The sequence below is a fragment of the Streptomyces sp. NPDC045701 genome (genome assembly GCF_056432045.1).
This window is the reverse complement of the sequence record NZ_JBWKJV010000024.1, coordinates 56,928-80,907: the sequence shown is the minus strand read 5'-3', so window position 1 is coordinate 80,907 and position 23,980 is coordinate 56,928. Positions and strand designations below refer to the sequence as shown.

22 protein-coding genes and 1 pseudogene are annotated in these 23,980 nt (G+C 72.7%); 21 read left to right on the top strand and 2 right to left on the bottom strand.

Features of this window, described 5'->3' with window-relative positions; all coding sequences use genetic code 11:
* Nucleotides 1-117: 117 nt before the first annotated feature.
* Entirely contained in the window at nucleotides 118-768 is a 651-nt protein-coding gene (locus AC07DW_RS23290) for a bifunctional DNA primase/polymerase (RefSeq protein WP_478859600.1), read from the bottom strand.
* A 430-nt stretch (nucleotides 769-1,198) separates the two neighbouring features.
* Between AC07DW_RS23290 and nsdA the strand changes: the two genes are divergently transcribed.
* From nsdA to ftsH, 6 genes are all read left to right on the top strand, one after another.
* Entirely contained in the window at nucleotides 1,199-2,671 is a 1,473-nt protein-coding gene (gene nsdA, locus AC07DW_RS23285) for a transcriptional repressor NsdA (RefSeq protein WP_478859599.1), read from the top strand.
* A gap of 329 nt (nucleotides 2,672-3,000) precedes the next feature.
* Nucleotides 3,001-4,362, top strand: a complete 1,362-nt coding sequence (locus tag AC07DW_RS23280) for an ammonium transporter (RefSeq protein WP_478859598.1) — start codon at nucleotides 3,001-3,003, stop codon at nucleotides 4,360-4,362.
* A complete protein-coding gene (locus AC07DW_RS23275) occupies nucleotides 4,359-4,697 on the top strand; it encodes a P-II family nitrogen regulator (RefSeq protein ID WP_064070309.1) in 339 nt (112 codons plus the stop codon). The genes AC07DW_RS23280 and AC07DW_RS23275 overlap by 4 nt, the downstream gene beginning before the upstream one ends.
* Nucleotides 4,698-4,708: 11 nt before the next feature.
* Entirely contained in the window at nucleotides 4,709-7,138 is a 2,430-nt protein-coding gene (locus AC07DW_RS23270; RefSeq protein ID WP_478859597.1) for a [protein-PII] uridylyltransferase, read from the top strand.
* Nucleotides 7,139-7,241: 103 nt separating this feature from the next.
* Complete coding sequence (gene ffh, locus AC07DW_RS23265) at nucleotides 7,242-8,792, top strand: signal recognition particle protein (protein WP_478859596.1); 1,551 nt, start codon at nucleotides 7,242-7,244, stop codon at nucleotides 8,790-8,792.
* 125 nt (nucleotides 8,793-8,917) lie between these two features.
* Complete coding sequence (gene ftsH / locus AC07DW_RS23260) at nucleotides 8,918-10,804, top strand: ATP-dependent zinc metalloprotease FtsH (protein ID WP_478859595.1); 1,887 nt, start codon at nucleotides 8,918-8,920, stop codon at nucleotides 10,802-10,804.
* Between the two features lie 16 nt (nucleotides 10,805-10,820).
* Here ftsH and AC07DW_RS23255 read toward each other — a convergent pair whose 3' ends face one another.
* Nucleotides 10,821-11,681 (bottom strand): methyltransferase domain-containing protein, encoded by an 861-nt coding sequence (locus AC07DW_RS23255; protein WP_478859594.1) that lies wholly within the window; start codon nucleotides 11,679-11,681, stop codon nucleotides 10,821-10,823.
* Nucleotides 11,682-12,261: 580 nt separating this feature from the next.
* Here AC07DW_RS23255 and AC07DW_RS23250 point away from each other — a divergent pair.
* The 15 genes and pseudogenes from AC07DW_RS23250 to dprA all read left to right on the top strand — a co-directional run bounded on the left by AC07DW_RS23250 (nucleotide 12,262) and on the right by dprA (nucleotide 23,722).
* Nucleotides 12,262-12,855: a hypothetical protein gene (locus tag AC07DW_RS23250; RefSeq protein ID WP_198944041.1), complete on the top strand. Its 594-nt coding sequence runs from the start codon at nucleotides 12,262-12,264 to the stop codon at nucleotides 12,853-12,855.
* Between the two features lie 155 nt (nucleotides 12,856-13,010).
* Nucleotides 13,011-13,466, top strand: a complete 456-nt coding sequence (gene rpsP, locus AC07DW_RS23245) for a 30S ribosomal protein S16 (protein WP_478859593.1) — start codon at nucleotides 13,011-13,013, stop codon at nucleotides 13,464-13,466.
* 2 nt (nucleotides 13,467-13,468) lie between these two features.
* Nucleotides 13,469-13,708: an RNA-binding protein gene (locus tag AC07DW_RS23240; protein WP_020942485.1), complete on the top strand. Its 240-nt coding sequence runs from the start codon at nucleotides 13,469-13,471 to the stop codon at nucleotides 13,706-13,708.
* A gap of 95 nt (nucleotides 13,709-13,803) precedes the next feature.
* On the top strand, nucleotides 13,804-14,355 hold the full coding sequence (rimM, locus tag AC07DW_RS23235; protein ID WP_478859592.1) for a ribosome maturation factor RimM: 552 nt from the start codon (nucleotides 13,804-13,806) through the stop codon (nucleotides 14,353-14,355).
* Nucleotides 14,355-15,176, top strand: a complete 822-nt coding sequence (gene trmD, locus AC07DW_RS23230) for a tRNA (guanosine(37)-N1)-methyltransferase TrmD (protein WP_478859591.1) — start codon at nucleotides 14,355-14,357, stop codon at nucleotides 15,174-15,176. The genes rimM and trmD overlap by 1 nt, the downstream gene beginning before the upstream one ends.
* A gap of 129 nt (nucleotides 15,177-15,305) precedes the next feature.
* Nucleotides 15,306-15,656, top strand: coding sequence for a 50S ribosomal protein L19 (gene rplS / locus AC07DW_RS23225; protein WP_478859590.1), 351 nt, complete (start codon nucleotides 15,306-15,308; stop codon nucleotides 15,654-15,656).
* 72 nt (nucleotides 15,657-15,728) lie between these two features.
* Nucleotides 15,729-16,490: a signal peptidase I gene (gene lepB, locus AC07DW_RS23220; RefSeq protein ID WP_478859589.1), complete on the top strand. Its 762-nt coding sequence runs from the start codon at nucleotides 15,729-15,731 to the stop codon at nucleotides 16,488-16,490.
* A pseudogene (gene lepB / locus AC07DW_RS23215) lies at nucleotides 16,483-17,517 on the top strand (signal peptidase I); the annotation flags it as partial. The gene lepB (AC07DW_RS23220) and the pseudogene lepB (AC07DW_RS23215), both read left to right, overlap by 8 nt.
* On the top strand, nucleotides 17,459-18,424 hold the full coding sequence (gene lepB, locus AC07DW_RS23210; RefSeq protein ID WP_478859588.1) for a signal peptidase I: 966 nt from the start codon (nucleotides 17,459-17,461) through the stop codon (nucleotides 18,422-18,424). The pseudogene lepB (AC07DW_RS23215) and the gene lepB (AC07DW_RS23210), both read left to right, overlap by 59 nt.
* A gap of 178 nt (nucleotides 18,425-18,602) precedes the next feature.
* The gene (gene lepB / locus AC07DW_RS23205; RefSeq protein ID WP_478859587.1) at nucleotides 18,603-19,349 is read left to right on the top strand and encodes a signal peptidase I; all 747 of its coding nucleotides are present in this window, start codon (nucleotides 18,603-18,605) and stop codon (nucleotides 19,347-19,349) included.
* Nucleotides 19,342-19,836: an NUDIX hydrolase gene (locus tag AC07DW_RS23200; protein WP_478859586.1), complete on the top strand. Its 495-nt coding sequence runs from the start codon at nucleotides 19,342-19,344 to the stop codon at nucleotides 19,834-19,836. The genes lepB (AC07DW_RS23205) and AC07DW_RS23200 overlap by 8 nt, the downstream gene beginning before the upstream one ends.
* 63 nt (nucleotides 19,837-19,899) lie before the next feature.
* Nucleotides 19,900-20,208: a DUF2469 domain-containing protein gene (locus tag AC07DW_RS23195; protein WP_056791138.1), complete on the top strand. Its 309-nt coding sequence runs from the start codon at nucleotides 19,900-19,902 to the stop codon at nucleotides 20,206-20,208.
* Between the two features lie 253 nt (nucleotides 20,209-20,461).
* Nucleotides 20,462-20,824: a YraN family protein gene (locus AC07DW_RS23190; RefSeq protein ID WP_189551684.1), complete on the top strand. Its 363-nt coding sequence runs from the start codon at nucleotides 20,462-20,464 to the stop codon at nucleotides 20,822-20,824.
* Nucleotides 20,824-22,437 (top strand): YifB family Mg chelatase-like AAA ATPase, encoded by a 1,614-nt coding sequence (locus tag AC07DW_RS23185; protein WP_478859585.1) that lies wholly within the window; start codon nucleotides 20,824-20,826, stop codon nucleotides 22,435-22,437. The genes AC07DW_RS23190 and AC07DW_RS23185 overlap by 1 nt, the downstream gene beginning before the upstream one ends.
* Nucleotides 22,438-22,555: 118 nt before the next feature.
* On the top strand, nucleotides 22,556-23,722 hold the full coding sequence (gene dprA, locus AC07DW_RS23180) for a DNA-processing protein DprA (protein WP_478859584.1): 1,167 nt from the start codon (nucleotides 22,556-22,558) through the stop codon (nucleotides 23,720-23,722).
* The last annotated feature ends 258 nt before the right edge of the window (nucleotides 23,723-23,980 follow it).

Below are 23,980 nucleotides of genomic sequence, written 5' to 3'. Positions count from 1 at the left end.
GCTTCCAGGAGTTTTGGGGATTCCATGGCACGGGGCGGGGGCGCCCCCCCCAACCCCCTTCCCTTTCCCGGGGGGGGCCCCCCCCCCCCGGCCGCTGCTACGTCCGGACCGCCCGGCTCACATCCCCGACCGGTGGCAGATGTACGCCAGGGTGCCCAGCAGCAGCCGGGCCTGGGGCGGGGCGCCCGCGTCCAGGGACGGCGGGCGGAGCCAGCGGCAGGGGCCCAGGCCCCCGCGGTCGGACGGCGGAGCGGTGATGTGGGCGCCCGGGCCGAGGCACCGCAGGTCCAGGTCCGCGTCGTCCCAGCCCATCCGGTAGAGCAGCCGCGGCAGTTCCGCCGCCGCGCCCGGCGCCACGAAGAACTGCGCCCGGCCCGTCGGCGTCACGCAGACCGGGCCCAGCGGCAGGCCCATCCGCTCCAGCCGCACCAGCGCCCGGCGCCCGGCCGTCTCGGCGACCTCCAGCACGTCGAACGCGCGGCCCACGGGCAGCAGCAGCGCCGCGCCCGGGAACTGCGACCACACGTCGGTGACCGTGTCGAGCGTCGAGCCCGCCGGCACCTCGGGCGCGAAGTCCAGCGGGTGCGCGCCCGGGGCGGAGCACGCCGGGTCCCCGCAGGAGCAGCGGCCGGACGCGGCCCGGGCGCCGGGGATCACGTCCCAGCCCCACAGGCCGGTGTACTCCGCCACCACGGTGCACTCCGTGGCGCGGGCGCCGCGCCGCCGCGAACCGGACAGGATGCGGGTGCCGCCGATCGTGAAGCCCATGTCCCCTCCAACGGTGGAACTCGCCGGTGGTTACGACCCGGAGTCCCGGCGTGACGCCAAGTCGCCGCCGGAGTCCGGCCGGGCGGCGTGCGGTGGCGCGCCGGGTGGTGCGTTCCATCGCGCACGCCTGTCCGCGCCACGGTCCGCCGACTCCCGATCGTCGTACTGTCAAGTGAATCGCGCCTGGCCGCGGGGGAGTTCATTCGAAGGGGTGGCGAATGGTGGCGTTTATGGAAACGACCTCGCCGGACGGGTGATCGTAGGATTACTTTCGGTGCACGAACCCCGGGGGTAGTGCTCACGCGACTGGGTATGCCGGAGGCAAGCCGGTTGCTCGTTCGAAGGGTGCAACCTCCGGACGGACGGCCGAAGTTGACGGCATGCTGATACGGGTTCGCGTACCAGCGATCAGGCGGATGGGAGCCTTCCAGTGGGCGGCAGTGGCGCAGACGGTACGAATGCCGGGAAGCGCCCCAACGAGCAGCTGAGCTCCTGGTTCGTGCGCAGCGGCTGGTCGAAGGGCGAGCTCGCGCGTCAGGTGAACCGACGGGCGCGCCAGATGGGCGCACACCACATCAGCACCGACACCTCGCGCGTGCGCCGCTGGCTCGACGGCGAGCAGCCGCGCGAGCCGATCCCGCGCATCCTCTCCGAGCTGTTCTCCGAGCGCTTCGGCAGCGTCGTCGCCGTCGAGGACCTCGGCCTGCGCACGGCGCACCAGTCACCGTCGGTGTCCGGTGTGGACCTCCCCTGGGCGGGCCCCCAGACCGTCACGCTGCTCAGCGACTTCTCCCGCAGCGACCTGATGCTGGCCCGGCGCGGGTTCCTCGGCACCTCGCTGGCCCTGGCCGCCGGGCCCGCCCTCATCGAGCCGATGCAGCGCTGGCTCGTCCCCACCCCGGCCGCCGAGCCGGTCCGCGTGGACCCGGCCGCGCCGCGCCGCCCCACCCGGCTCTCCGGCGCGGAACTGGACCTGCTGGAGTCCACCACCGTGATGTTCCGTCAGTGGGACGCCCAGTGCGGGGGCGGGCTGCGCCGCAAGGCGGTCGTCGGCCAACTTCACGAGGTGACCGACCTGTTGCAGGAGCCGCAGCCCGCCGCGACCGCGAAGCGCCTGTTCAAGTGCGCCGCCGAGCTGGCCGAGCTGGCCGGCTGGATGAGTTACGACGTGGGCCTCCAGCCGACCGCCCAGAAGTACTTCGTGCTCGCCCTGCACGCCGCCAAGGAGGCCGGTGACAAGCCGCTGGGCTCGTACATCCTCTCCTCCATGAGCCGCCAGATGATCCACCTCGGCCGGCCCGACGACGCGCTGGAACTCCTCCACCTCGCCCAGTACGGCAGCCGTGACTGCGCCACCGCCCGCACCCAGGCGATGCTGTATGCGATGGAGGCCCGGGCGTACGCGAACATGGGCCAGCCCAGCAAGTGCAAGCGCGCGGTGCGCATGGCCGAGGACACCTTCGCCGACGTCGGCCTGGACGGCGAGCCCGAGCCCGACTGGATCCGCTTCTTCTCTGAGGCCGAGCTGAACGGCGAGAACGCCCACTCCTACCGCGACCTCGCCTATGTGGCCGGCCGCAGCCCCACCTACGCCTCGCTCGCCGAGCCGGTGATGCGGCGGGCCGTGCGGCTCTTCGCCGAGGACGAGGACCACCAGCGGTCGTACGCGCTCAACCTGGTCGGCATGGCCACCGTGCACCTGCTCAAACGGGAGCCCGAGGAAGCCACCAAGCTGGCCGAGTCCGCGCTCGGCGTCGCCCGGCGGATCCGTTCCGAGCGGGTCAACACCAGGCTGCGCAAGACCGTCGACACGGCGGCCCGGGACTTCGGGGACGTCCCCGAGGTGGCCAGACTCACCGACATCCTGACCGCCCAGCTGCCCGAGACCGCCGAAGCGGTCTGACCGGCCACGGCACACCCCCGGCCACGCCACCTGACTCCGGCCGCGACCGTCACCCCGTACAGCCCGACTCGGCTCCCCCATTGCCGGTCGACAGGGTGACCGTCGCGGCCGGTCCCTTGCCGTGGCGGAGGGTACGCCCGTTACCTCCCTGTGACCCGGCGGTTCATGGTGACGTAACACACCGGCCCTCTTCGTCACTGCGGCGAAACATCGTGCGGCATTGACCGAAACCGCGCTGCGCGAATCTCTGGCTCATAACCGGCCACCCCTCAAGCCGCGCAAGCCCGGCTCAGCCCCGCACAGGCCGTACCGACGACGAGGAGACGCCGATGCCCCCAGGCATCACGACCCTTGCCGCAGACACACCCACGCTGTCTGCCGCCAACACCGGGTTCATGCTCATCTGTTCCGCCCTGGTGATGCTGATGACGCCTGCCCTCGCCTTCTTCTACGGAGGCATGGTCCGCGTCAAATCCACCCTCAACATGCTGATGATGAGCTTCATCAGCCTCGGGATCGTCACGATCCTGTGGGTGCTCTACGGCTTCAGCATCGCCTTCGGCACCGACTCGGGCTCCGTGGTCGGATGGTCGTCCGACTACGTCGGGCTCAGCGGTATCGGGATCACCCAGCTCTGGGACGGCTACACCATCCCGGTGTACGTCTTCGCGGTCTTCCAGCTGATGTTCGCGATCATCACGCCCGCCCTGATCAGCGGCGCCCTCGCCGACCGCGTCAAGTTCACCGCCTGGGCCCTGTTCATCACCCTGTGGGTCACCGTCGTCTACTTCCCCGTCGCCCACTGGGTGTGGGGCACCGGCGGATGGCTCTTCGAGATGGGCGTCATCGACTTCGCGGGCGGCACCGCCGTCCACATCAACGCCGGTGCCGCGGCCCTGGGCGTGATCCTCGTCATCGGCAAGCGCGTCGGCTTCAAGAAGGACCCGATGCGCCCGCACAGCCTCCCGCTGGTCATGCTCGGCGCCGGTCTGCTGTGGTTCGGCTGGTTCGGCTTCAACGCCGGCTCCTGGCTCGGCAACGACGACGGCGTCGGCGCGGTGATGTTCGTCAACACCCAGGTCGCCACCGCCGCCGCCATGCTCGCCTGGCTCGCGTACGAGAAGATCCGCCACGGCGCCTTCACCACCCTCGGTGCCGCGTCCGGCGCGGTCGCCGGCCTCGTCGCCATCACCCCGGCCGGCGGCTCCTGCTCCCCGCTCGGCGCGATCGCCGTCGGCGCGATCGCCGGTCTGCTGTGCGCCATGGCCGTGGGCCTGAAGTACAGGTTCGGGTACGACGACTCCCTCGACGTCATCGGCGTCCACCTGGTCGGCGGTGTGGTCGGCTCCCTGCTCGTCGGGTTCTTCGCCACCGGCGGTGTCCAGTCCGACGCCAAGGGCCTCTTCTACGGCGGCGGCCTGGAGCAGCTCGGCAAGCAGGCCACCGGTGTCTTCGCGGTCCTCGCCTACTCCCTGGTCGTCTCCGCGCTGCTCGCCTTCGCCATCGACAAGGTGATGGGCATGCGCGTCAGCGAGGACGACGAGGTCCTGGGCATCGACCAGGTCGAGCACGCCGAGACGGCGTACGACTTCAGCGGGGCCGGCGGCGGGGCCGGGTCGCGCAAGGCCGTGCCGACGGGGACGGAGACTGTGGCAGCAGCTCAGCAGCGGAACAAGAAGGTGGACGCATGAAGCTCATCACCGCGGTCGTCAAGCCGCACCGGCTGGACGAGATCAAGGAGGCCCTCCAGGCCTTCGGAGTGCAGGGCCTGACCGTCACCGAGGCCAGCGGCTACGGACGGCAGCGCGGCCACACCGAGGTGTACCGGGGCGCCGAGTACACCGTCGACCTCGTGCCGAAGATCCGCATCGAGGTGCTGGTCGAGGACGGGGACGCCGAACAGCTCATCGACGTGGTGGTCAAGGCCGCCCGCACCGGCAAGATCGGCGACGGGAAGGTGTGGAGCGTCCCCGTCGAGACCGCCGTACGCGTCCGCACCGGCGAACGCGGACCCGACGCACTGTAAGGAGCCCACGGGTGACGAGTACCGAAGTGACCGGCGAAGACTCGGGACCCAGCGGCTACGCGGTGGCCCGGCTGCGCCTCCTGCGACAGGAGGCGCCGTCCGGGCCGCCGCGCCGTGCCGCCCTGGCGCGGCTCACCGACGAATGGCTGGCGGCCCTCCACGACGCCGCCGCCCCGCCCCGCGGCACCGCCCTGGTCGCGGTCGGCGGCTACGGACGCGGCGAGCTGTCCCCCCGCAGCGACCTCGACCTGCTCCTCCTGCACGACGGCACCGTCGACCCCGCCGCCGTCGCGGCGCTCGCGGACCGCGTCTGGTACCCGGTCTGGGACCTGGGCCTCGCCCTGGACCACTCCGTCCGCACCCCGGCCGAGGCCCGCAGGACCGCCGCCGAGGACCTGAAGGTCCAGCTGGGCCTTCTCGACGCCCGCCACCTCGCGGGCGACCTCGGGCTGGTCACCGGACTGCGGACGGCCGTCCTCGCCGACTGGCGCAACCAGGCCCCCAAACGGCTGCCCGAACTCGACGAGCTGTGCCGCGAACGCGCCGAACGCCAGGGGGAGCTCCAGTACCTTCTCGAACCCGACCTCAAGGAGGCGCGGGGCGGACTGCGCGACGCCACCGCGCTGCGGGCGGTCGCCGCATCCTGGGTCGCCGACGCCCCGCGCGAAGGGCTCGCCGAGGCGCGCCGCACCCTTCTCGACGCCCGCGACGCCCTCCACCTCGTCACCGGGCGGGCCACCGACCGCCTGGCCCTGCAGGAACAGGACCAGGTGGCCGGTGCCCTGGACCTGCTGGACTCCGACACCCTGCTCCGCCAGGTCTACGAGGCCGCCCGCACCATCTCGTACGCCGGTGACGTCACCTGGCGCGAGGTCAACCGCGTCCTGCGCGCCCGCTCCGTACGCCCCAGGCTGCGCAAGATGCTGGGCGGCAAGCCGCCCGTCGTCCGCACCCCGCTCGCCGAGGGCGTCGTCGAGATGGACGGCGAGGTCGTGCTCGCCCGTACCGCCCGCCCCGAGCGCGACCCGGTCCTGCCGCTCCGGGCCGCCGCGGCGGCCGCCCAGTCCGGGCTGACCCTCTCCCCGCACGCCGTACGCCACCTCGCCGCCACCACCCGGCCGCTGCCCGAGCCCTGGCCCGCCGAGGCCCGCGAGCAACTGGCGACCCTCCTCGGCGCGGGCGAGGCCACCGTCCCCGTCTGGGAGGCGCTGGAGGCCGGCGGCCTCATCACCCGCCTGATCCCCGACTGGGAGCGCGTCCGCTGCCGCCCGCAGCGCAACCCCGTCCACACCTGGACCGTCGACCGCCACCTGGTCGAGACCGCCGTGCGCGCCTCCGCGCTCACCCGCCGCGTCGGCCGCCCCGACCTGCTGCTGGTCGCCGCCCTCCTCCACGACATCGGCAAGGGCTGGCCCGGCGACCACTCCGTGGCGGGCGAGACCATCGCCCGCGACGTGGCCGGCCGGATCGGCTTCGACCGCGCCGACGCGCAGGTGCTGGCCACCCTCGTACGCCACCACCTCCTCCTCGTCGAGACCGCCACCCGCCGGGATCTGGACGACCCGGCCACCATCCGGTCCGTCGCCACGGCCATCGGATCGCCCGCGACGCTGGAGCTGCTGCACGCCCTCACCGAGGCCGACGCCCTGGCCACCGGTCCCGCCGCCTGGTCCTCCTGGCGCGCCTCGCTCGTCGCCGACCTCGTCCGGCGCGTCGCGGGCGTCCTCGCCGGCAACGCCCCGCCCGCCCCCGAGCCCACCGCACCCGGCACCGAGGAGGAACGCCTCGCCGTCGAGGCCCTCCGCACCGGCGAACCGGTGCTGACCCTCCACGCCGAGCACCCCGCCGACCACACCGAACCGGAACCGGTCGGCGTCGAGCTCCTCATCGCCCTGCCCGACCAGCCGGGCGTGCTGCCCACCGTCGCCGGGGTGCTCGCCCTGCACCGGCTGACCGTCCGCTCCGCCGACCTGCGCGCCATCGACCTGCCCACCGAGCTCGGCCCCGCCGCCGTGCTCGTACTGAACTGGCGCGTCGCGGCGGAGTACGGGTCCCTCCCGCAGGCCACCCGGCTGCGCGCCGACCTGGTCCGGGCCCTCGACGGCTCCCTGGACATCGCGTCCCGGCTGGCCGAGCGCGAAGCCGCCTACCCGCGCCGCCGGGGCGGCACGGCCCCGCCGCCGCGGGTCACGGTCGCCGCGGCCGGCTCGTCCCTGGCCACGGTCATCGAGGTCCGCGCCCACGACGCGCCCGGCCTGCTGCACCGCATCGGCCGCGCCCTCGAAACGGCCGCGATCCGGGTCCGCAGCGCCCACGTCTCCACGCTCGGCGCCGACGCGGTGGACGCGTTCTACGTCACGGACGCCAAGGGCGCCCCGCTCCCGGCGGAGGAGGCGTCGGAGGTGGCCCGCGCCCTGGAGGCCGATCTGCGGAACCGCTAGGCGCGGTACCGCTTCCGGGCGGGGCTGATGCTCCGCCCCGCGAGGCGGATACCCTGGGGGGCGACCGTCCCCTTCCCCCTACACCCGAGGATCCGCGACCGCCGTGTTCGATACCCTCTCCGACCGCCTTGCAGCGACATTCAAGAACCTCCGGGGCAAGGGGCGCCTGTCCGAGGCGGACATCGACGCCACCGCCCGCGAGATCCGTATCGCACTGCTGGAAGCCGACGTGGCGCTGCCCGTCGTGCGTGCCTTCATCAAGCAGGTCAAGGAGCGGGCGCTCGGGGCCGAGGTCTCGCAGGCGCTGAACCCCGCCCAGCAGGTCATCAAGATCGTCAACGAGGAGCTCGTCGGCATCCTCGGCGGCGAGACGCGCCGGCTGCGGTTCGCCAAGACCGCGCCGACCGTGATCATGCTGGCGGGTCTCCAGGGTGCCGGTAAGACCACCCTCGCCGGAAAGCTCGGCCTCTGGCTGAAGGGCCAGGGCCACTCCCCGCTGCTCGTCGCCTGCGACCTCCAGCGCCCCAACGCCGTGAACCAGCTGTCGGTCGTCGCCGAGCGCGCCGGGGTCGGCGTCTACGCGCCGGAGCCGGGCAACGGCGTCGGCGACCCGGTCCAGGTCGCCAAGGACTCCATCGAGTACGCGCGCGCCAAGCAGTACGACATCGTCATCGTCGACACCGCCGGCCGTCTCGGCATCGACCAGGAGCTGATGCGGCAGGCCGCGGACATCCGCGACGCCGTCAGCCCCGACGAGGTCCTCTTCGTCGTCGACGCCATGATCGGCCAGGACGCGGTCAACACCGCCGAGGCCTTCCGCGACGGCGTCGGGTTCGACGGCGTCGTGCTGTCCAAGCTCGACGGCGACGCCCGCGGTGGTGCCGCGCTGTCGATCGCGCACGTCACCGGCCGGCAGATCATGTTCGCCTCCAACGGCGAGAAGCTGGACGAATTCGACGCGTTCCACCCGGACCGCATGGCGTCCCGCATCCTCGGCATGGGCGACGTGCTCTCGCTGATCGAGAAGGCCGAGCAGACCTTCAGCCAGGAAGAGGCCGCCAAGATGGCCTCCAAGCTGGCGAGCAGCAAGGGCAAGGACTTCACCCTCGACGACTTCCTGGCCCAGATGGAGCAGGTCAGGAAGATGGGCTCCATCTCCAAGCTGCTCGGCATGCTCCCGGGCATGGCCCAGATGAAGGAGCAGATCAACAACATCGACGAGCGTGACGTGGACCGTACGGCCGCGATCATCAAGTCGATGACGCCGGGCGAGCGCCAGGACCCGACGATCATCAACGGGTCGCGCCGGGCGCGTATCGCCCGGGGTTCCGGTGTCGAGGTCAGCGCGGTCAAGTCGCTGGTCGAGCGGTTCTTCGAGGCCCGCAAGATGATGTCCCGCATGGCCCAGGGCGGCGGCATGCCCGGCATGCCGGGGATTCCCGGCATGGGCGGCGGTCCGGGCCGGCAGAAGAAGCAGCAGAAGCAGGCCAAGGGCAAGCGCAAGAGCGGCAACCCGATGAAGCGGAAGGCCGAGGAGCAGGCCGAGGCCGCCCGCCGCGAACAGGCCCAGCAGGGCGGCGCCTTCGGGCTCCCGGCCGGCCGGCCGGGCCAGGACTTCGAGCTGCCCGACGAGTTCAAGAAGTTCATGGGCTGAACAGCCGTCGTGTCATCAGGGGCGTCCACCGGTCGGTGGACGCCCCTCCGCGTGTACGGGTACCGGCGCCCGGCACCGGCGGTGTCCGTAATGCCGCGTAAGCCCGACTCTCGCATCATGGCTGCGTGGCCAATCCCGTACCCCCGCGCGACCGCACCGACCAGCCCTGGCGCTCCGAGGGCGCACCGCCGCCGCCCCCGCCGCGCCGGAGGACGCCAGGCTGGGTCTGGCTGCTCCTCGCCGCGCTGGCGGTCTTCGGCGTGACCAACCTGGCCCTGTCCGTGTTCGGCGAGGGGGACGAGCGCAGCATCTCGTACACCGAGTTCAGCCGGCAGGTCGCGGACGGGAAGGTCGCCAGGATCTACTCCAAGGGCGACGCCATCGAGGGCGAGCTCAAGAGCAAGGAACGCTTCACCACCCAGCGGCCCGCCTTCGCCGACGACGGCCTGTGGGCCGAGCTGACGAAGCAGAAGGTCACCGTGACCGCCGAGCCGGTCGTCGAGAAGCCCAGCGTGCTGGCCAACCTGCTGTACTCGCTGGCGCCGATCCTGCTGCTCGTCGTCCTGTGGCTGGTCGTCGCCCGGCGCATGAGGGGTGGCGCCGGGTTCGGCGCGGGCGGCGTGCTCGGCCGCAAGGCGCCGCCGAAACCGGTCGAACTGGAGGCGGGCAGGCGCACCACCTTCGCCGACGTGGCGGGCATCGACGAGGTGGAGGGCGAGCTCAACGACGTCGTCGACTTCCTCAGGAACCCGCAGGCGTACCGGAGGATGGGGGCCAAGATGCCGCGCGGGGTGCTGCTGGCCGGCCCGCCCGGCACCGGCAAGACGCTGCTGGCCCGGGCCGTGGCTGGTGAGGCCGGTGTGCCGTTCTTCTCCGCGTCGGCGTCCGAGTTCATCGAGATGATCGTGGGCGTCGGCGCCTCGCGCGTACGGGAACTCTTCAACGAGGCGCGCAAGGTCGCACCGGCGATCGTCTTCATCGACGAGATCGACACCATCGGCCGCGTCAGGGGCGGCGGCGCGGCCGTGGGCGGCCACGACGAGCGGGAACAGACGCTAAACCAGATCCTCACCGAGATGGACGGCTTCTCCGGCTCCGAGGGCGTCATCGTCATCGCGGCCACCAACCGCGCGGACGTCCTGGACCCGGCCCTCACCCGGCCCGGCCGCTTCGACCGGATCGTGCACGTCAGCCCGCCCGACCGGGGCGGCCGCGAGGCGATCCTCCGCATCCACACCCGCGACATCCCGCTGTCCGGAGACGTGGACCTCACCCAGGTCGCCCGCACCACGCCGGGCATGACCGGCGCCGAACTGGCCAACCTCGCGAACGAGGCCGCCCTCCTCGCGGTCAAGCGACGGCAGCACCAGGTCACCCGCTCGGACTTCTCCGACGCGCTGGAGAAGGTCCAGCTCGGCGCCGAACGCGCCCTCGTCATGCCTCTGGAGGAGCGGCGCCGCACCGCGTACCACGAGAGCGGCCACGCGCTGCTCGGGATGCTCCAGCCCGGCGCCGACCCGGTCCGCAAGGTCACCATCGTCCCGCGCGGCCGGGCCCTGGGCGTGACCCTCTCGACGCCGGACGCCGACAAGTACGCGTACACCGAGGAGTACCTGCGGGGCCGGATCATCGGAGCGCTCGGCGGCATGGCGGCCGAGCACATCGTCTTCGGTGTCGTCACCACCGGCTCGGAGAGCGACCTGGAGCAGGTCACCAGCATCGCGCGCGGCATGGCGGGCCGCTGGGGGATGAGCGAGCGGGTCGGCCGGCTCAGCGCCATCCCCGGCGACGCGCAGCAGGCGTACGGCCTGTCGGCGGCCCCCGTTACGCTGGACGATGTCGCCCACGAGATGCGCCGCATCGTGGACGAGTGCTACCGGAGCGCCTGCCGCCTGCTCCAGGAGCACCGCCCCAGGCTGGACGCCCTGGCGGCGGCGCTCCTGGAGAACGAGACGCTGGAGGAGGAAGCGGCCTACCGGGCCGCCGGCATCACCCGTCTCGCCAAGGAGTGACCCCTGACGGCGGCCGTCACGGCGTCCTGGCGACCAGGTAGCGGAACACGTTGGGCATCCACACGGTGCCGTCGGGGCGCACGTGCGGGTGGAGGGCCTCGACGACCTCCTTCTCCACCGTCGCCTGGTCCGACGCGGCCACCGCCGGGTCGAACAGGCCGGTCGAGAACAGCCCGCGCACGGCGCTGTCCAGGTCCGCGTACCCGAACGGGCAGGCCACCCGGCCCGAGCCGTCCGGCCTCAGCCCGGCCCGTGAGGCCACCTCCTCCAGGTCGTCCCGCAGCGCGGGGCGCCATGTCGTGCCCGCACGCAGCCGCTCGGTGAGCCGGCCGGCCACGCGGAGCACCGCCGACGTGGCGCACCGCTCGGGCGGGCCCCAGCCCGCCAGCACCACCGCGCTGCCCCGCTCCGCCAGCCGCACGGCCGTCGCGAGCGCCGGCGCCAGCCCGTCGGAGTCACCCGCGGTGCAGCCGATCGGCTGGAAGGCCGTGATGAGGTTGTACGCCGGACGGGTGGGATCCGCGGCCTCGGCCGGCCCGCCGTGCAGCAGCCTCGTCTCCCCGCGGGGGCGGGGCCCGCGCCCGTCCGCGTCCGCGAGCAGCCGCTTGCGGGCCAGCTCCACGCGCGCGTGGTCCGTGTCGACGCCCGTGACCCGGGCGCCGCGCGTCGCGGCCATCAGCAGGGCCAGGCCCGAGCCGCATCCGAGACCGAGCAGCCGCGTACCGGTACCTACATCCAGATGCTTGTACACGGCTTCGTAGAGCGGAACCAGCATCCGTTCCTGGATCTCCGCCCAGTCGCGGGCACGGCCGGGCGCGTCCGAAGCCGGAGGGGCCGAGGCCGGGTGGGGGTGGTGCTGGACGAGCATAGGTGTCATCGAAAGCGCCCCAATCCGCCGAGAGGTCCATCTGTGCGTCTGTGCCCTGATTGACAGCCCCCGCTGTACGTGCGCTCGCACTCCCCGTAGCCAGGGAACTCCGCATCCGCCCCCAAGTCCAGGGGTCGGGGGCGCAATGCTTGCGTGCCCCGGTCGTGCGCCCCCGAGTGCGGCGCGAGCCACCTCCCATAGTGGAGTGGGTCGGGGATTCCCGCCATGCCAGGAAGCGACCCCGGCCGCCGCGACCCGTCCTGGCCTGCGGTTCCACCACCCGGAGAGGTACCGGGACCGGGGCGGTGGGCAGCCGTGGACCGGGCCCCGGTACTGTCGCACTCGGCGCCGGGCGGCCTTCCGCGCCGCGCGCCCCCCGGCCGGGGTCGGTGCCCCGGCGCGCAGGCGCCTGGTACGCGCCGGGGCGTGCACGCCGCTACGTACCACCTTGTCGGCCGCTGAGCGGCTTCTCCGCAGATCAGCGCACTGGCCCTCGTCACGGCACATCAGCGGAAACTGACTGGTACGTGCAAATTATTTGGGATGCCCCGGAATGGAACCCGGGGGCACTCCGGCTCGTTGTCACGACGTGAGCACGACACCACCTGTTCTCGCCGCAGAGCTGGCACAGGCGTGGGCCGACATTCAGCGGCACCACCCCGAACTGCCCGATCTCGCCGCGCCCGAATCCCTGATCGGAGAGTCGTCGTCCGCGTGTGGCGCCGAGCTCTCCTTCGAACGACTGCTCCATGAGGCAGTCCACGGCATCGCCGCCGCACGCGGCGTCCGGGACACCTCGCGCGCCGGTCGCTACCACAACCGCAGATTCCTGGCGATCGCCGAGGAGATGGGCCTGGACCACTCGGAGGAGCCGCACCCCAGCAGCGGCTTCTCCCTGGTCACGCTCAGCCCCGAGGCCAAGCGCCGGTACCGCCCGACGATCGAGCGGCTGCAGCGTGCCCTCAAGGCGCACACGGTCGCCACCGCGGCAGACACCAAGCGCTCCTTCCGCGGGCCGGCCGCCCGGCACGGCTCCTCCGGCGGTGGCGTGCGGGTCAAGGCCGTGTGCGACTGCGGACGCAACGTCCGCGTCGTGCCCTCGGTCCTCGCGCAGGCGCCCATCGTCTGCGGCGGCTGCGGCAAGCCCTTCCGTATTCCGGAAGCGGTGGGCGCGGCGAGCTGACCCCGGGTGATGTGGCACAATGGCTAGCTGTACTCGACAGTCGAACAGGACCCCTCTCTCCTCCGGCTGACGCGTCCATCGGGCACTCGAGTACCGCAACCCCACGCGGCATCCCGTCGTGCCCAACCACGTCAAGACCAGGAGACACCACACCCGTGGCAGTCAAGATCAAGCTGAAGCGTCTGGGCAAGATCCGTTCGCCTCACTACCGCATCGTCGTCGCCGACTCCCGTACCCGCCGTGACGGCCGGGCCATCGAGGAGATCGGCCTGTACCACCCGGTGCAGAACCCGTCGCGCATCGAGGTCGACTCGGAGCGTGCGCAGTACTGGCTGTCCGTCGGCGCCCAGCCGACCGAGCCGGTCCTCGCGATCCTCAAGCTCACCGGCGACTGGCAGAAGGTTAAGGGGCTCCCCGCCCCCGAGAAGCCGCTGCTCGCCCCGGCGGCCAAGGAAGACAAGCGCGCCTCCTTCGACGCCTTCGCCAAGGCGCTCGAGGGTGACGACACCAAGGGTGAGGCCATCACCCCGAAGGCGAAGAAGGCCGACAAGAAGGCGGACGAGGCCGAGACTGAGTCTGCGGCCAAGGCCGCAGAGTCGCCCGAGGCCTGAGCATGCTCGAGGAGGCTCTCGAGCACCTCGTGAAGGGCATCGTCGACAACCCCGATGACGTGCAGGTCGCCTCGCGCGACCTGCGCCGGGGGCGCGTGCTGGAGGTCCGGGTCCACCCGGAGGACCTCGGCAAGGTGATCGGCCGCAACGGCCGCACCGCTCGCGCCCTGCGCACCGTCGTGGGCGCCATCGGCGGCCGTGGTGTCCGCGTCGACCTCGTCGACGTGGACCAGGTCCGCTGAACAAGTTGGCTGTTTTACCTTAAATGCGCCGGCACGGGCCGGGGAGGGCTACGGCCCACCCCGGCCCGTCGTCGTATGACAGGAGAGATGAAGACGTGCAGCTGGTAGTCGCACGGATCGGCCGCGCCCACGGCATCAAGGGCGAGGTCACCGTCGAGGTGCGTACCGACGAGCCCGAACTGCGGCTCGCACCCGGTGCCGTACTGGCCACGGACCCGGCCTCGGCCGGGCCGCTGACCATCGAGACCGGCCGGGTCCACAGCGGCCGGCTGCTGCTCCGCTTCGAGGGCGTACGGGACCGCAACGCCGCCGAGGCGCTGCGCAACACCCTGCTCATCGCCGACGTCGACCCGGACGAGCGTCCGGAGGAGCCCGACGAGTACTACGACCACCAGCTCATGGACCTGGACGTCGTGCTCGCCGACGGCACCCCGGTCGGCCGGATCACCGAGATCTCCCACCTGCCCTCGCAGGACCTGTTCGTGGTCGAGCGCCCCGACGGCACCGAGGTCATGATCCCGTTCGTCGAGGAGATCGTCGCCGACATCGACCTCGACGCGCAGAGGGCCGTGATCACCCCGCCGCCCGGCCTCATCGACGACCGTGCGGAGATCGCCTCGTCCAGGGACGCGGAGGACGAGAGCTGATGCGGCTCGACGTCGTCACGATCTTCCCCGAGTACCTGGAACCGCTGAACGTCTCCCTCGTCGGCAAGGCGCGCGCCCGCGGCCGGCTCGACGTCCATGTGCACGACCTGCGCGAGTGGACCTACGACCGGCACAACACCGTCGACGACACCCCCTACGGCGGCGGCCCCGGCATGGTGATGAAGACCGAGCCCTGGGGCGACGCCCTGGACGACGTGCTGGCCTCCGGCTACGACGCCGGCTCGCACGGGCCGGTGCTGGTCGTCCCCACCCCCAGCGGGCGGCCCTTCACCCAGGAACTGGCCGTCGAACTGTCCCGGCGCCCCTGGCTGATCTTCACCCCGGCCCGGTACGAAGGCATCGACCGCCGCGTCACGGACGAGTACGCCACCCGGATGCCGGTGTACGAGGTGTCCATCGGCGACTACGTGCTCGCCGGCGGGGAAGCCGCCGTCCTGGTCGTCACCGAGGCCGTGGCGCGGCTGCTGCCCGGAGTCCTCGGCAACGCGGAGTCCCACCGGGACGACTCGTTCGCCCCCGGCGCGATGGCCAACCTGCTGGAAGGCCCCGTCTACACCAAGCCGCCCGAGTGGCGCGGCCGGGGCATCCCCGACGTGCTGCTCAGCGGCCACCACGGGAAGATCGCGCGCTGGCGCCGGGACGAGGCGCTGCGGCGCACCGCCCGCAACCGGCCGGACCTGATCGAGCGCTGCGACGCCTCGGCCTTCGACAAGAAGGACCGGGAGACCCTCTCCGTGCTGGGCTGGGCACCGGAACCCGGTGGCCGATTTTGGCGCAGGCCCAAGGCCGTGGAAGAATAGGCCGCTGCTGTCCGTCCGGCGCGCGCCCCTGCCACAGGGGGACACGACGCCCGCCCGAGTGGCCGGCACTCTCATCTCATCTCGATATTCCGTTGATGACCTGTGGCATCAGCGAGGAAGCAGACACACATGTCCCACCTGCTCGACGTCGTCAACTCCGGGTCGCTGCGCACCGACGTCCCGGCGTTCCGTCCCGGTGACACCGTGAACGTCCACGTCCGCGTCATCGAGGGCAACCGCTCGCGTATCCAGCAGTTCAAGGGCGTCGTCATCCGCCGCCAGGGCGCGGGCGTCAGCGAGACGTTCACCGTCCGCAAGGTCTCCTTCTCCGTCGGCGTCGAGCGCACCTTCCCGGTGCACAGCCCGATCTTCGAGAAGATCGAGCTCGTGACCCGCGGCGACGTCCGTCGCGCCAAGCTCTACTACCTGCGTGAGCTGCGCGGCAAGGCTGCGAAGATCAAGGAGAAGCGCGACAACTGAGCTCTGGCTCAGCCCGTCACGCCACCGCTTCGCACCGAACGTCACAGGCGGGCCGGATAACATCTGGCTCCGATGGACACCGAAGCACAGCACACAGAGCGCGACCGCTCCTCCGACGCGGAGGAGCGGCCGTGCTCCGTGCTTTTCCGGGGCTCCGCGCTCTTCCGGCGGAGGTTCGGCCTGACCGGCCTGGCCTGCGCGGTCTTCCTGCTGCTGCTCAGCCACTTCGTGATGCAGCCCTTCCAGATCCCCAGCGGGTCCATGGAGCCGACACTGCGGATCGGCGACCGGGTGCTGGTGAACAAGCTGGCGTACCGTTCCAATTCCGGGCCCGGGCGCGGGGACGTGATCGTCTTCGACGGCACCGGGTCCTTCGTCCAGGAGGCTCCTGAGCGCAATCCGGTCGCCGGGCTGCTGCACGGGGCGGCTGCCGCCCTCGGCCTCGCCGAACCGGCCGACACGGACTTCGTGAAGCGCGTCGTGGGCGTGGGAGGCGACCGCGTGAAGTGCTGCGACGAGGGGGGCAGGGTCGAAGTGAACGGCGTACCCGTGACCGAGGGCTACCTGTACCCCGGCGACGTCCCCTCCCAGGTGCCCTTCGACATCGTCGTACCCCGGGGAACCCTGTGGGTCATGGGGGACCACCGCAGCCACTCCCGCGACTCCCGCGACCACCTCGGCTCCCCGGGCGGCGGCATGGTGCCGGTGGAGCGGGTCATCGGGCGGGCGGACTGGATCGGGTGGCCGTTCGGGCGCTGGTCGGAGGTGCGGCCGACGGGCGCCTTCCGCGACGTACCCGAGGCGGCGGGGGCGGCGGGCGGGGGCCATGGGTAACCGCGGCAAGCAGGGGAGCCACCGGGCCGACACCCGGCTGCCCACCGGCACACGGCCCACGGACGGCGGCCGGCCCCTGCCGGGACGCGCGGAGCGGCGCAAACTGGCCCGCAGGGTCAAGCGGCGCCGGCGCCGCTCGGCCGTCAAGGAGATCCCGCTCCTCATCATGGTGGCGCTGCTCATCGCGCTCGGCCTCAAGACCTTCCTGGTGCAGGCCTTCGTCATCCCGTCCGGCTCCATGGAGCAGACGATCAGGATCGACGACCGGGTCCTGGTGGACAAGCTCACCCCCTGGTTCGGCTCCAAGCCCCGGCGCGGTGACGTCGTCGTGTTCCGGGACCCGGGCGGCTGGCTGCAGCAGGAACAGACCCCCAGGGCGGACGATCCGGTGGTCGTCAAGCAGGTCAAGCAGGTGCTGACCTTCATCGGCCTGCTGCCGTCGGAGGACGAGCAGGACCTGATCAAACGGGTCGTCGCGGTCGGCGGGGACACCGTGAGGTGCTGTGACGCCGACCGGAGGCTCACCGTCAACGGCGTACCGCTCGACGAGCCGTACCTGAACCCGGGAGACGTTCCCTCCACCATCCCGTTCGAGGTGAGGGTGCCGACGGGGCGGATCTTCGTGATGGGGGACCACCGGTCGAATTCGGCCGACTCGCGGTTCCACCTGAACGAGGCGTTCCAGGGGACGGTCTCGGAGGAGGAGGTCGTCGGGCGGGCGGTCGTCATCGCGTGGCCCCTCGACCACTGGCGCAGGCTGGAGGAGCCGGACACCTTCGCCTCCGTACCGGACTCGCGTACCGGGACCGCGACGGCGCTCGGCGCGTCGCATAGTGTGTCCTCTCGGAATGTGAACGGATTGACCGGGCTCCCGACCCCTGCGGAACTCCCGCTCGTTATGGGAGTGGTGGGCCTGCCCCTGCTGTGGGGCGGGCGGTTGCACGGAGTGAGGAGTGGATGTGGGGGATTTGGCGGTCGGCGCACGATCCGGACACGACGAGCCCGAGGAGCGGCCCGAGCAGTTCGGACGGTCGTCCTCTTCCGGCCCCGGCGAGGAGCCCTCCTCCGAGACCGGTCCGACCGGGGCGGGTCGGACGGACACGGACCGGACGGAGACGGGTCCGGCCGGGACGGGAAGCGCCGACGACGACGGTCCCCCCGCGCCGAGGCAGCAGCGTTCCTTCTGGAAGGAACTGCCGCTGCTGGTCGGCATCGCGCTGCTGCTGGCGCTGCTGATCAAGACCTTCCTGGTGCAGGCGTTCTCGATTCCCTCGGACTCGATGATGAACACCCTGCAGCGCGGTGACCGGGTACTGGTCGACAAGCTGACCCCGTGGTTCGGCTCCGAGCCGGAGCGCGGCGAGGTCGTCGTCTTCCACGACCCGGGCGGCTGGCTCGAGGGCGAGCCCACTCCGGACCCCAACCCGATGCAGAAGTTCCTGAGCTTCATCGGCCTGATGCCGTCCGCCGAGGAGAAGGACCTGATCAAGCGGGTCATCGCGGTCGGCGGCGACACCGTCAGCTGCAAGAAGGGCGGCAAGGTCGTCGTCAACGGCAAGCCGCTGAACGAGACCGCCTACATCCACCCCGGCTCCACACCGTGCGACGACGAGCCGTTCGGGCCGATCAAGGTGCCCGAGGATCGTATCTGGGTGATGGGCGACAACCGGCAGAACTCCCTGGACTCCCGCTACCACCAGGAGCTGCCCGGCAGCGGCACGGTCGCCACCGACCAGGTCGTCGGCCGTGCGGTCGTCGTGGCCTGGCCGGTGACCCGCTGGTCCACCCTGCCGGTGCCGGAAACGTTCGACCAGCCGGGGCTCACCGCGGCGGCGGCGTCGAGCGCCGTCGCGCGGATGGCCGGCCCCGGGGCGCTGGGCCTCGCCACGGCACTGCCGGTCGTCCTGTGGCGGCGGAAGCGGCGGGACGGCTGACCGCGCAGCGCGTCCGGTCGGCGCGGGGCGCCCGGCCGGGCGGGCGTGCGGTCCGGTCCGGGTAGGGCGCCCGGGCGGGTGTGCGGTCCGGTCCGATCGGTGGGCATACCGCCGAGTAGGGGAGCGCGGGTAGGGTGCCGTCCCAGATCGTCGAGCTGACGAAGTGGGGAGCGCCGGGATGGGCAAGAACGTCACTACGGACGGCGGCCGCGGCCGTCTCGGCAGCGCGCTGTCGGGACTGGCCGTGGCCGTCGGCTGTGTGCTCTTCCTGGGCGGGTTCGCCTGGGGGGCGGTCCAGTACCAGCCCTACACCGTGCCGACCGAGTCGATGTCCCCCACCGTCGACGCCGGGGACCGCGTGCTGGCCCAGCGGATAGACGGGGCCGATGTGCGGCGCGGCGACGTCGTGGTCTTCGAGGACCCGGCCTGGGGCGACCTGCCGATGGTCAAGCGGGTCGTCGGCGTCGGCGGCGACACGGTCGCCTGCTGCGACGGCGGCGGCCGGCTCACCATCAACGGCAAGCCGGTCGAAGAACCGTATCTGCGCTCCGCCGGGCCGGCGTCCCTCGCCCAGTTCTCGGCCTCGGTGCCCGAAGGGCAGCTGTTCCTGCTCGGTGACGAGCGCGGGAGCTCGCAGGACTCCCGCGTTCACCTCCAGGACCCCGGGCACGGCTCCGTGCCGCGCAGCGCGGTCAGCGCCCGGCTGGACGCCGTGGCGTGGCCGCCGGGCGCGATGGTGGAACGGCCGCGGAGCTTCGCGGCCCTGCCGGGCGGCGTGTCGCGGCCCGGGCCGGTGAAGCTGGTGGCCGGGTCGGTGGTGGCCGGAGCCGTGCTGATCCTGTGCGGGGCGGCGTACGGCCCGATCGCCAGCGGGCTGACCAGGACGCGGATGCGCCCCGGGACGAGGGCCGGTGCCGATGCCTGAGGAGACCCCGCTGCGCCGGGTGGCCCGGGTGGTCCTGCTGGACCCGCAGGACCGCATCCTGCTGCTGCACGGCCACGAGCCGGACGACCCCTCCGACACCTGGTGGTTCACGCCCGGCGGCGGGGTCGAGGGCGACGAGACCCGGGAGCGGGCAGCGCTGCGGGAGCTCGCCGAGGAGACCGGCCTCACGGACGTGGAGCTCGGGCCGGTGGTGTGGCAGCGCGTCTGCTCCTTCCCCTTCGCGGGGCGGCGCTGGCACCAGGACGAGTGGTACTACCTGGCCCGCACCGAACGGACCGAGGTGGCCCTGGGCGCGCTGACGGAGCTGGAAACCCGCAGTGTCGCGGGGCTGAGGTGGTGGACCTCCGCCGAACTGTCGGCGGCCCGTGAGACGGTGTACCCGACACGACTCGCCGAGCTGCTCCGCACGCTGCTCGACGAGGGACCCCCGCGTACGCCGGTGGTCCTGGCCCCGGAGATCGTCTGATCGACCGGGGGCCCGGGAGACTGGCGCACAATGGGGGGACGCACGGCTGAAGGGGAACATGCCATGAGCGCCGAGGACCTCGAGAAGTACGAGACCGAGATGGAGCTGAAGCTCTACCGGGAGTACCGCGATGTCGTCGGACTGTTCAAGTTCGTCATCGAGACCGAGCGCCGCTTCTACCTCACCAACGATTACGAGATGCAGGTCCACTCGGTGCAGGGCGAGGTGTTCTTCGAGGTCTCCATGGCGGACGCCTGGGTGTGGGACATGTACCGGCCGGCGCGGTTCGTCAAGCAGGTGCGCGTGCTGACCTTCAAGGACGTGAACATCGAGGAGCTCAACAAGAGCGACTTGGAGCTGCCCGGCAGCTGAGCCGGTCGGGTCCGGGCCGGCCGGTCGGGTCCGGGCCGGTCGACTCTGCGTTGATCGGGGTCCGGACCGGTGTGGTGTTGATCGGGGTCCGGACCGGTGTGGTTCGGGGCGGTTCCCTTCGATGTCGGGCCGCGCGGGTGGCGTGCCGCTTCACCGGTGTGGGTGACGGAGTTGTCCACAGCGGGAGGGTTGTCCACCAAGATCCACAAGTCCGGTGCCGACGCGTCACAGTCGGTGCCGGAGGTGGTGCCGAATGAACGCGACGGGGGCCCTGGGGCGGTACGGCGAGGAGCTGGCGGTGCGCCGGCTCGGTGACGCCGGGATGACGACGCTGGCCCGGAACTGGCGGTGCGGGCGGCTGGGAGAGATCGACATCGTCGCCCGTGACGGCGACACGGTGGTCGTCTGCGAGGTGAAGACCCGCAGGGAAGGCGGCTTCGAACACCCCATGGCGGCGGTGACGCCCGCCAAGGCCGAGCGACTGCGGCGGCTGGCCGCCTGCTGGCTGGAGCGGCACGGCGGACCACCGCCGGGCGGCCTGCGCATCGACCTGGTCGGGGTGCTGCTGCCCCGGCGCGGCGCGCCCGTCGTCGAGCACGCGCGGGGGGTGGCCTGATGGGGTTCGCGCGCACGTGTTCGGTGGCCCTGGTGGGCGTCGAGGGCGTGGTCGTCGAGGTCCAGGCCGACCTGGAGCCGGGGGTGGCGGCGTTCACGCTGGTTGGGCTGCCGGACAAGAGCCTGACGGAGAGCCGCGACCGGGTGCGGGCGGCGATCGTCAATTCGGGTGCCGAGTGGCCGCAGAAGAAACTGACGGTCGGCCTCAGTCCGGCCTCCGTGCCGAAGAGCGGATCGGGCTTCGACCTCGCCGTCGCGGCGGCCACGCTGGGAGCGGCCGAGCGCGTCGACCCCAGGACCATCGCCGACCTGGTCCTCATCGGCGAACTGGGGCTGGACGGGCGGGTCAGGCCGGTGCGGGGCATCCTGCCGGCGGTCCTCGCCGCCGCGGAGGCCGGCTACCAGCAGGTCGTCGTCCCGGAGCAGACGGCGGGGGAGGCCGCGCTGGTGCCGGGCGTCTCCGTGCTCGGCGTCCGGACGCTGCGGCAGCTGATCGCCGTGCTCGCCGACGAGCCGGTCCCGGAGGAGGAGCCGGACGAGCCGGGGCGCCCCGACGCGATGCTCGCGGGTCTCCTGGTCCCGGGCGCCGGCCTCGGCACCGGGCTCGCGCCCGACCCGGCCGACGGGCCGGACCTCGCGGACGTCGCCGGCCAGCGGGTGGCGCGCCTCGCCCTGGAGGTCGCGGCGGCCGGCGGGCACCATTTGCTGTTGTCCGGCCCGCCGGGTGCGGGCAAGACCATGCTGGCCGAGCGACTGCCGGGCGTCCTGCCACCGCTGACCCGCCAGGAGGCCCTGGAGGTCACCGCGGTGCACTCCGTGGCGGGCCTTCTGCCGCCGGGCGAACCGCTGGTGCGCCGGCCGCCGTACTGCGCGCCCCACCACTCCGCGACCATGCAGTCCCTCGTCGGGGGCGGCAACGGGCTGCCGAGACCGGGTGCCGTCTCGCTGTCCCACCGGGGGGTGCTGTTCCTTGACGAGGCGCCGGAATTCTCCGGAAGGGCGCTGGACGCGCTGCGGCAGCCTCTGGAGTCCGGCCACGTGGTGGTGGCACGCAGCGCGGGCGTGGTGCGCCTGCCGGCACGGTTCCTGATGGTGCTGGCGGCCAACCCCTGCCCGTGCGGGCGGCACACCCTCCACGGGGCGGGCTGCGAATGCCCCGCGTCGGTGATCCGCCGCTATCAGGCCCGGCTGTCGGGACCGCTGCTCGACCGGGTCGACCTGCGCGTCGAGGTGGAACCGGTCACCCGCGCGGACCTGCTCGCCGAGGGCGGTCGGGGCGAAACCACCGGCGCGGTCGCCGCGCGGGTGCGGGAGGCCCGGGCGCGGGCCGCCGCCCGCCTGGACGACACGCCCTGGAACGTCAACTGCGAAGTGCCCGGCCACGAGCTGCGCACCCGCTGGCAGGTCGCCCCCGGCGCCCTCGCCACCGCCGAGCGGGACATCGAGCGGGGCCTGCTCACCGCGCGCGGGCTGGACCGGGTACTGCGGGTCGCCTGGACCGTCGCCGACCTCGCGGGACGCGACCGCCCCGGCCCCGACGACGTCCACCTGGCGCTGGAGTTGCGCACCGGCATCGCCCGGGGCGTGCCGCTGCCGGCCGGGAACCCGCTGTGACCGGGCACGGCCGGTCCGGGTCCTGCGGGGGCGACCCCGGGCGCGGCACCAGGGGGGCGACCGGTGCGCGCGACGAGCCGCGCGGACGACGGACGGACGGGACGGAACGGGGAGCGGCATGTCCGGTGGGGTGAGCGAGGAAGAGCGACGGGCGCGAGCGGCGTTGACGCGGGTCGTCGAACCGGGTGATGGACACGGAGGGCGGTGGCTGCGCGAACTGGGGGCCGTGGGGCTGCTGCGACGGCTGACGTCCGTGCCGTACGACGACGACGCGCTCACCGGCGCGGGGGAGCAGCGCGTCCACGGCTACCGCACCCGGGCGGCGCGCGCCGACCCGGACGGCGATCTGGCGGCGGTCGAGGCGTGCGGCGGCCGCTTCGTGGTGCCGGGCGACTCCGAGTGGCCGAGCCAGCTGGACGACCTCGGCGACGCCCGGCCCGTGGGGCTCTGGGTGCGCGGGCGGCCGGACCTGCGCCGCTGGGCGCTGCGTTCCGTCGCGGTCGTGGGGGCGCGGGCCTGCACGCCCTACGGGGCGCACATGGCGGCGACCCTGGCCACGGGGCTCGCCGAGCGCGGCTGGGTCGTCGTCTCCGGAGCGGCCTTCGGCGTCGACGGCGCCGCGCACCGGGGCGCGCTGGCCGCCGGCGGGGCGACCGTGGCCGTCCTGGCCTGCGGGGTCGACCGGGCCTACCCGCGCGGCCACGCCGAGCTGATCGGGCGCATCGCCGAACAGGGCCTGGTGGTGGGCGAACTGCCGCCCGGCTCCCATCCCACCCCGAGCCGGTTCATCCTCCGCAACCGCGTGATCGCCGCCCTCACCCGTGGCACGGTCGTCGTCGAGGCCGAGTACCGCAGCGGGTCCCTGGTGACCGCCCGTGCCGCGCAGCGCCTCGGCCGGTTCACCATGGGTGTCCCCGGCCCGGCCACCAGCGGCCTCTCCGCGGGCGTGCACGAACTGCTGCGCGGCGAGGCGGAGCTGGTCACCGACGCCGCGGAGGTCGCGGAGCTGGTGGGCGACATCGGCGACCTGGCCCCGCCCCGCCGCGGTCCGGTCCTGCCCAGGGACCTCCTCGACCCGGCCGGCGCGCGGGTGCTCGAAGCCCTGCCCGCGCGCGGGACCGCCCCCGCGAGCGACATCGCGCGTGACGCGGGCACCACCGTTGACGAGGCGCTCGGCAGGCTGTACGAACTCCACGCCCTGGGATTCGTCGAACGCCACGGCGACGGCTGGCAGTTGGCACCCCGGGCCGTACGTCGCCCGAACGCCCGGCGAGGCGGTGCTTGACCCGCAGCATTCGGGTGAAAAGGTGATGCCGATGACCTCCGCAGCTCTCCCGGCGACATCCGGAGGGCCGTCGTGCCCGCGGTCGGCCCCGTGGCCTCATTCGAAGATGCGGCCGAGGGGCCGCCCTCGTGGGGTCGTCATCCAGGGACCTTCGCTCACTGCGACTTCACAGTCACGCTACGCTCACAAGAATTACCCCCTCCGCATACCGCCCCCCGTCCCCCCCCCTCACACCCAGCAGAACGGCTCAAGGCGACG

Excerpts from the sequence above, each read along its gene's own strand:
- AC07DW_RS23290 (WP_478859600.1), bottom strand. The coding sequence starts at position 768 with ATGGGCTTCACGATCGGCGGCACCCGCATCCTGTCCGGTTCGCGGCGG.
- AC07DW_RS23280 (WP_478859598.1), top strand. The coding sequence starts at position 3,001 with ATGCCCCCAGGCATCACGACCCTTGCCGCAGACACACCCACGCTGTCT.
- AC07DW_RS23275 (WP_064070309.1), top strand. The coding sequence starts at position 4,359 with ATGAAGCTCATCACCGCGGTCGTCAAGCCGCACCGGCTGGACGAGATC.
- AC07DW_RS23255 (WP_478859594.1), bottom strand. The coding sequence starts at position 11,681 with ATGACACCTATGCTCGTCCAGCACCACCCCCACCCGGCCTCGGCCCCT.
- AC07DW_RS23240 (WP_020942485.1), top strand. The coding sequence starts at position 13,469 with ATGCTCGAGGAGGCTCTCGAGCACCTCGTGAAGGGCATCGTCGACAAC.
- trmD (WP_478859591.1), top strand. The coding sequence starts at position 14,355 with ATGCGGCTCGACGTCGTCACGATCTTCCCCGAGTACCTGGAACCGCTG.
- rplS (WP_478859590.1), top strand. The coding sequence starts at position 15,306 with ATGTCCCACCTGCTCGACGTCGTCAACTCCGGGTCGCTGCGCACCGAC.
- lepB (WP_478859589.1), top strand. The coding sequence starts at position 15,729 with ATGGACACCGAAGCACAGCACACAGAGCGCGACCGCTCCTCCGACGCG.
- lepB (WP_478859587.1), top strand. The coding sequence starts at position 18,603 with ATGGGCAAGAACGTCACTACGGACGGCGGCCGCGGCCGTCTCGGCAGC.
- AC07DW_RS23200 (WP_478859586.1), top strand. The coding sequence starts at position 19,342 with ATGCCTGAGGAGACCCCGCTGCGCCGGGTGGCCCGGGTGGTCCTGCTG.
- AC07DW_RS23195 (WP_056791138.1), top strand. The coding sequence starts at position 19,900 with ATGAGCGCCGAGGACCTCGAGAAGTACGAGACCGAGATGGAGCTGAAG.
- AC07DW_RS23190 (WP_189551684.1), top strand. The coding sequence starts at position 20,462 with ATGAACGCGACGGGGGCCCTGGGGCGGTACGGCGAGGAGCTGGCGGTG.
- AC07DW_RS23185 (WP_478859585.1), top strand. The coding sequence starts at position 20,824 with ATGGGGTTCGCGCGCACGTGTTCGGTGGCCCTGGTGGGCGTCGAGGGC.
- dprA (WP_478859584.1), top strand. The coding sequence starts at position 22,556 with ATGTCCGGTGGGGTGAGCGAGGAAGAGCGACGGGCGCGAGCGGCGTTG.